The sequence below is a fragment of the Methylosinus sp. DMC45 genome (genome assembly GCF_056313885.1).
This window is the reverse complement of sequence record NZ_JBQUZK010000034.1, coordinates 1-6,580: the sequence shown is the minus strand read 5'-3', so window position 1 is coordinate 6,580 and position 6,580 is coordinate 1. Positions and strand designations below refer to the sequence as shown.

Here is a 6,580-nt window from a genome sequence, read left to right as displayed (position 1 = left end):
TTCGCAGCGAGAATCCTCGCCGCAGTCAGGCAGAAAATCCACTCAAGCCACTGTCCGAATTTCCGAGGCCGGCTCTATCGTCAGCACCGCCGAAAAGGAACTCAGCAACGCCGGCCAGTTCGCCATCGCTGTCCCGGCGCCGATGGTCGTGCTCGACACGCTGGTCAACCACGACATCCTCGTTCGTGCCCCGGACGGTTCGGTTGGGTTCCAGCACCAGCAGCTTCAGGAATGGCATGCCTCCTTCGAAGTGGAGGGTGCCATGTTGGCTGCCAGTAAGGGTGATAGAGATGCACACACACAGCTGGTGGGCATGCTGAATACCACCATGTGGGAAGAGCCGATCCTGTTTGCTTCCGAGCGGCTGTCTCGGGCTGGCGACAAGGAATGCGATGCGGTAGCGAGGGCGATTGTCGTAACGCTCGGCATAGACCCTATGCTCGCCGCCGACATGATCTATCGCTCGAGCGAAGAAGTGTGGCGTCGCGTTGAGACCGAAGTAACGGCCTTTGCAGGACGCTGGCACCAAACTAGCAAGATCGACCGCGCCATCCGTTTCGCCATCATGTCGGGACGACCAGAATTCGCGGAGCTGGTGTGGCCGTTCATCGAGACAAAAGACAACCAATCCTATTTGCGCGTTCTGCGTCATGCCCCCCGCTTCCGGCCATCCGTTCTGGGCGCGGACAGAGAGCGGCGGCTTGCGGCCTTGCCACCCGATGTCCGCAGCGACGTGCTCGGAGAGATTGCCGGCAACAGCGGAATGGACGGCATGGAATTGGCGACCAAGCTGGCGAAGGTGGATGCGGACGTCGAAGTCCAGATGTCCGTCGTGCAGTCACTTATGTTTCGGCGCGGTATTCGCCTCGCTTCGGACATCCTGCGCACGGGGGCAGGCACGCTTTGGGAGCGTGTCGCGGAAGACTGCTGGGATACGCACTTGCTCGACAAAGACATCGCCGATCGTATCCGGCAGTTGCAGATCGAACTGACAAAAATAGAAACGAACAGACCAAGACTGCTGTTGCGGCTCATCCAATCGAAAGGGGACGCCGCGGGGCAGGCTGACGTCGAACGCGCTGTCTACGAGCTTATCACCGACTCGACATTCCCAGTGGATGACGGAAACGCGATGTACTCGGTCCGTCAGGCCTTTGAGCAGTACCCGGCTGCTGTACGCAAAGCGTTGCTTGAACGGTTCCAGTCCGGAGCGGCACTGTCGCTCGATGGTGACGACATGCTGCGGGGCGGCCAGCCAATCGATACCGGCCCCATCCCCGATATGGCCCTTTCCAAAGTTTCGCACGATCGACAAGCAGCCATCGCCGCGTCCCTCATCGGCGAGGCTACTGCATCCCGTATGCTCGACCGGCTATTCGCCCTGTTCGATGCCGGGCATAAGACGGGGCGGGACGCGGAATCCGAAGAGAAGGATGAATATTGGGCCATCGAACGCCGTATGGACGTCGTGCCGGATGTCGCGCTGGCCCATGCGTGGCTCGCGCGCGGCGGCCTCGAGCCCAAACACTACGCGTTCATGGCGGACCTATGGGCCACCCATGATACTGATTTTAATCAGAAAGGAACGCTCGCGCTGGACGAAGATACCCGCCGCGAAATCAGCCGGGTGCTGCGCAACTGGGCCGAGGCGCTCATCGCGGACGCGTCAGCGAAACGGAGCACCATGGCGACGGTTACAACAGCCATCGCTCGGATGAGGCTTCTTGAAGACCTCGATATCGTCGAGCGGATGCTGGATGAAGACTTAAATAGAAACGAGAAACAGCTTGCCGATTTCATCTCGGGCGGCGGGCGTTCGGATCCGACAAACGAAGCCCGCATGTCCTTCGGTAACGTTTATCGTGGCGCGTTCAGTTGCTTGAAGAGCGAGGCGTCATCGAGGGTCCTAGAAAAGTACTTGACCGTATCTCTGATGGCCAAAGAGGCCGCTTTCGCGATGAAGGGCATCCAGGACGAGCCGGTCCCGCCCGAAGAGCGACGGTGGCGCTCGGACGAACTGGACGCGGCCGAGATCCGTGACCGTAGACATGCCATTGCCGAGGGCCGACCGAGCGAGGAGTCGCGTGAAGCAGCGGCGATCTTCGCGGCAGTGGACCACCTCACGGCCGAGGGCACGACGGAGGATCAGCATCAGATCGCGTTGCAGATCGTGTGCGCCGCCACCTATATGCCGCATAATCGGCGCCCCGAACTGGTGGCGCGGCTTCTCGCGCTGCCTGTCCCGTGGGCGGCGAAGTATGGGTATATGCGCGCACTGGCCTATGCCGGCGAGACGCTGCATGCCGAGTATCTGAACGCCGCCATCGCCGAGTATTATGAACAGGCGAAGAAGCATACCTATTTACTGCACGACCAGGGAGCGTATGGGCTCTACGCATGGCTTTGTCTTTTCGCCTTCTCCGACCACCCGGAATGCCTCATTGAGGCGTGGAATACGCTTCCGGCGCAACTGAAGGACCGGATCCAACTTGAGAACATCCTTCGCCCGCTGGGCAGCATCGGTCATCTTCATGCAGAGGACACGCTGTTCGCTATAGCGGCCCAGGACCCGTCCCTGTATGGCGACTATAACTGGGTCGGCGCCGTCCTCCAGCTCGGCACCGAGACTGCCTTGGTCAAACTTCTGGAAATGGCGGACGTGGACCCGAATGTGATGGGCTTCCACAGTGGCTACGCCCATGAGCGGCAGTTGCAAGCGGTGTTGGCGGGTTCTTCGGCGCTCAGGGCGACCTTGCTGGCCCGGTACAAGAAGGGCGAATTCCGACGGGCTGGCGGGCCGCTGGAAAAGGCACTGGCTGCGTCCGCCGATGCCGAAACGCTCCTCACGATGGTCGAGGTCAACGGGGCGCAGGGCGTCACCCATACCCGTGACCTGCATGGCGCCGTGGAGGCCGTCGTGCTGGAACACAGACCTCTGGGGGGCAATAGCTACGAGATCCATGGCGTGAATGCCGAGAAGCTGCGCAAAGCGCTCTTCGGGATGATCGACGGCCCTTCCGGCGAACTGGCCAAAAGCTGCCTTGTGTGCATCGATAAGTTGCGCGATGAGCACGGGCGCGTGGAGTTTGAGCCCCGACATCCCGACATCGGAACAGGCCGCCCGTGGCCGCTGGAAGCGAAGGTGGAATGAGCCGGCTTATATCGCTTCGCGGAAGCCAAGCCGCATCAAGTAGATATAGCTCAACAATCTCCTCTGGCCGATGGCTGATATTGGTGAAAGGCAACGACGTGAGACTATGACCAACCCAGGCTGGACTTCGAGCGCAAGCCTTGCCGAGATAAAGCGGCTGATCGTGCCGGGAACGCTCGGATTCTACACGCGAGCTGAAGTAACCGAAATCATCGCATTCCCTCCCGGAGCGCTACCGCCCATCAATGTCCTGACCCTGTTGGTTGCCGAGGAAGCTCCTGATGCAGTTTCCATGGAGCCGGATTTCATCAACAAGAACCGGATTCAGATTTTCGGGTTGCGTGACTGGCGATTTGGCGTTTGTCGTTACACAATTTCCATTGACCGGATCACCCCTGAATACGAGCGGCTCGCAGCGACGGGCGTGTGGGATGCTTCAGGAAATGCCTTGCGCCACGACGCGGACACGCCCCAGCCACCGCAGTTCGTGCCGCCAGACGCCGTTCAGGAAGTCCCTTGGAACCGCATTCTGAAAAACAACTTCTGGAACGGCTCTTATGTCATCGAGTGGGCCGATACGAAAAAGACAGACCTCGGACCGCTCTTCGCCACCCCTCACCACCTACAGGCGTTATCCGAAGCGATCCAGCACCATGTTCCGATCCGCCTCGCAAGCTTCTCGGATCGGCTTGGGAACATCGTGCTTCAGCTGCCCGTGACGGTGCTCATGGCACGGTTCAGCGGCCAACAGGATGGAACGTTTCTGCTCGAAACTGGCTGGCATCCGCACGCCACGCCACGCCCCTTGCGTGCAACCGTCGAGCTAGAATTCGATGGTGCCGTCACGGGCTACCGATCGACCGCGGTTGATGGTGAACGCACGGAGCTCCCTGTCCCACCCGGGCCGGGGTCGCATCGTGGAAGTCTCTGGGACGACGCCAATGGGCTGATGTTGGCCGCGACGGGGGCGAGTGCATTTATCCGAACGATCGCCATGAACCTGCAACCAGTGGCGCCAGAGCCCCGCGTGTTTTCCCTGCCGGATGGGAGAGGCGGTTGGCAATTGCAGAGGGTGCGCGTCCATGGCACCCTCAAGAGCCTTGTCGGCACATCGGAGAACGACGGGAATGAAGGATGGACGCGGCGCCGGATGTATCGGGACGAAACGGCGCGGCTCGTACAAGAGCGGCGCTTTGTTCAGTATCGACCGCAGCCAGGCCAGCAAGCCGTCGAGCACGAGAGGGCACTCAAGGACATCCGTTATCTCATCGCGCAACATGGGGAGGAAGGTACATGGCTGTGGGACCCGTATCTCAGCGCTGTCGACATATTGAAGACGCTGTTCTTCTCTCCCCATCAAGGGGCTGACCTGCGTGGTTTGACAGCGCAAAATGCCCCCCCAGATCCATCAGGGATTGTAGAAGCAGGTGACTTTAGGCAGCGGCAGATCGATGCATTTGCAAGTGCACAGAGTAATTTCTACGGAATGAAACTTGAGTACCGCGCAAGAAGTGGAACCGCGGGGTGGGCATTCCATGATCGGTTCCTGATATTCCCCAGGCGGGAGTCAGGTGCACTTGCTTGGTCGCTGGGCACCTCCGTCAATAGTGTCGGCAAGGCACACCACATTCTCCAGCGCGTCGACGACGGACAACAGGTGATGGACGCATTCGCCGAACTCTGGAGCGAATTGCAGAGGCCGGATCACCTCATCTGGAAGGTGCCGGTGCCATGACTTCAAGCTTCTCTCCGCTCATGAACGCGCTTGCCCTGGCCTTGATACCTGGGTCGGCAGACGGCCCCACGCGATTGCTTACCGTCCTTGCGACGAAGGATTCTCCGCTCGATTGCCTGGCGCACGATGGCGAAATCGGATCGGTTCGGGAGGCTATTGAGTATGACTTCGGCTTTCTCCGCCTCTTGCGCTCACGGCCGGAAGTCGCAGAGAACGAAGAGATAGAGCGATGGGCCGCGTTGGTGCGGTGGCTCATGGGCGCGGTGAAGGACTGGAAGCCGTCTGACGATCCGCGCATGAAGGTGTTGGCTGCCGCATTGATAACCAGCAGGATGTGCGGTGGCGACGCGGACCTTTGGCATCTGCTTCCTGAAGATCTTGCACCATCGGCGGAATTTCTCGCCGCACTCGGCTCGTTCGTGGCCAAACGGCAGGTCGTATTTAGTGCCCGGGGAAATGCCACCCCTCCGATATGGGAAAGTGAATTTGCGGAAGCTTTTCAGTCGGCCGACACTGATGGCGACTGGGCAGCAATCGCCGATATGTGGCCGCGGCTCGGTCATGTCGGGAGGCCGGATATCCTGTTCGCGGAAATGGTGCGCTGCTTGGCCCGCTATGATTTCGTGGGGCTGGTGCGGGCAACGGACGCGCTCCGGCAATGCCATCCGATCATGGAGCTGGCGCAGGTGGTTCCCGTGGATCAGCGTCTGCGCCTCGCCATAGAGAGCACATCGGAGCGCGTTCGTTTCTGCTGCGCCTTCATGACCGTAGCGCGCAATGTCGAAGCGTGGACGCTTTCTCCCGACGAAGAAGCGGCACTCTCGGAACTTCTGGTCGGAGTGGCTGCCGCTCCTGAGGAGTTCCGCAAATGGATGGCGGCCTTCAATACGTATCCGTTGCGTTATCCGCCGCTTCACCGGCCGCTCGGCCGCGCGCTCGCACACGCTTCACAAGAGGCAGCTACGATTTATATCGACTCGATCACGTTGCATCCGATCCGTGTCACAGATGTTGATGAAAGCCACCCCCTCGTCAGCGAATGCCTGCGCGCCTTTAGCCGGGAATCATCACCCACTTTTCGTCAGGTCGTCTGGACGCGAGCCTACCAGCGATGGCTCGACTGGCGCTTCGGGGCAGCAGATCCATCTACCAACCTGTTCGACGTAAACCGTTCCCCCATCGACTTTGCTGTTGTTTCCTATGTCTGCGAATGCATGAGCCTTGCGGATCGAGATAGGTCTATTGCCGAAGTTCAGAAAGCAATGAGCGAGATTGAGCTTAACTGGCGTCGATCAGAGTCTGAATGCGTAACGGAGTGGAATCGCTTGCTGTCATTCTTCCAACCCCACGCGCACGCCTATCACGTTATTGACAATGGAGCAGATGTTTTGCCTGGCAAACGCATTTACTACTCGTTTGACATGTCCAAATCGCTGTATCATCGCATTATGTTTAGCATACATGAGCATGTTAATCAGCCAGCACCGATGTAACATTTCTCCCACGGCGTCCCGCGCTCCAACTTGCTGCCGCGCAGTTTCTGGCAAGACAGCACGTTTGAGTTTTCGCGATCTGACTGTGCCGTCGGCTGTCTCCAAGGCGATTTCGCGCAGGCGCTCCTAGTGCGCTGACACCGACATAGGATTCACAATTGCGGCTCGGCGTGCGAGTCTGGGCTCATGGCCCAGACTGTC

General features: G+C 59.5%; 3 protein-coding genes. All 3 read left to right on the top strand.

Annotation, left to right across the window (positions count from 1 at the left end; genetic code table 11):
* Nucleotides 1–3,151: NACHT domain-containing protein (locus ACT53T_RS08130; RefSeq protein WP_476160837.1), on the top strand; the 3,151-nt coding region annotated here is incomplete at its 5' end.
* 106 nt (nt 3,152–3,257) lie between these two features.
* Complete coding sequence (locus tag ACT53T_RS08125) at nt 3,258–4,886, top strand: VPA1262 family N-terminal domain-containing protein (RefSeq protein ID WP_476160836.1); 1,629 nt, start codon at nt 3,258–3,260, stop codon at nt 4,884–4,886.
* On the top strand, nt 4,883–6,379 hold the full coding sequence (locus ACT53T_RS08120; RefSeq protein WP_476160835.1) for a hypothetical protein: 1,497 nt from the start codon (nt 4,883–4,885) through the stop codon (nt 6,377–6,379). The genes ACT53T_RS08125 and ACT53T_RS08120 overlap by 4 nt, the downstream gene beginning before the upstream one ends.
* Nucleotides 6,380–6,580: the final 201 nt, after the last annotated feature.

What these genes read in the sequence shown, in the direction of transcription:
- ACT53T_RS08125 (WP_476160836.1), top strand. Translation starts at nt 3,258, where the DNA reads ATGACCAACCCAGGCTGGACTTCGAGCGCAAGCCTTGCCGAGATAAAG.
- ACT53T_RS08120 (WP_476160835.1), top strand. Translation starts at nt 4,883, where the DNA reads ATGACTTCAAGCTTCTCTCCGCTCATGAACGCGCTTGCCCTGGCCTTG.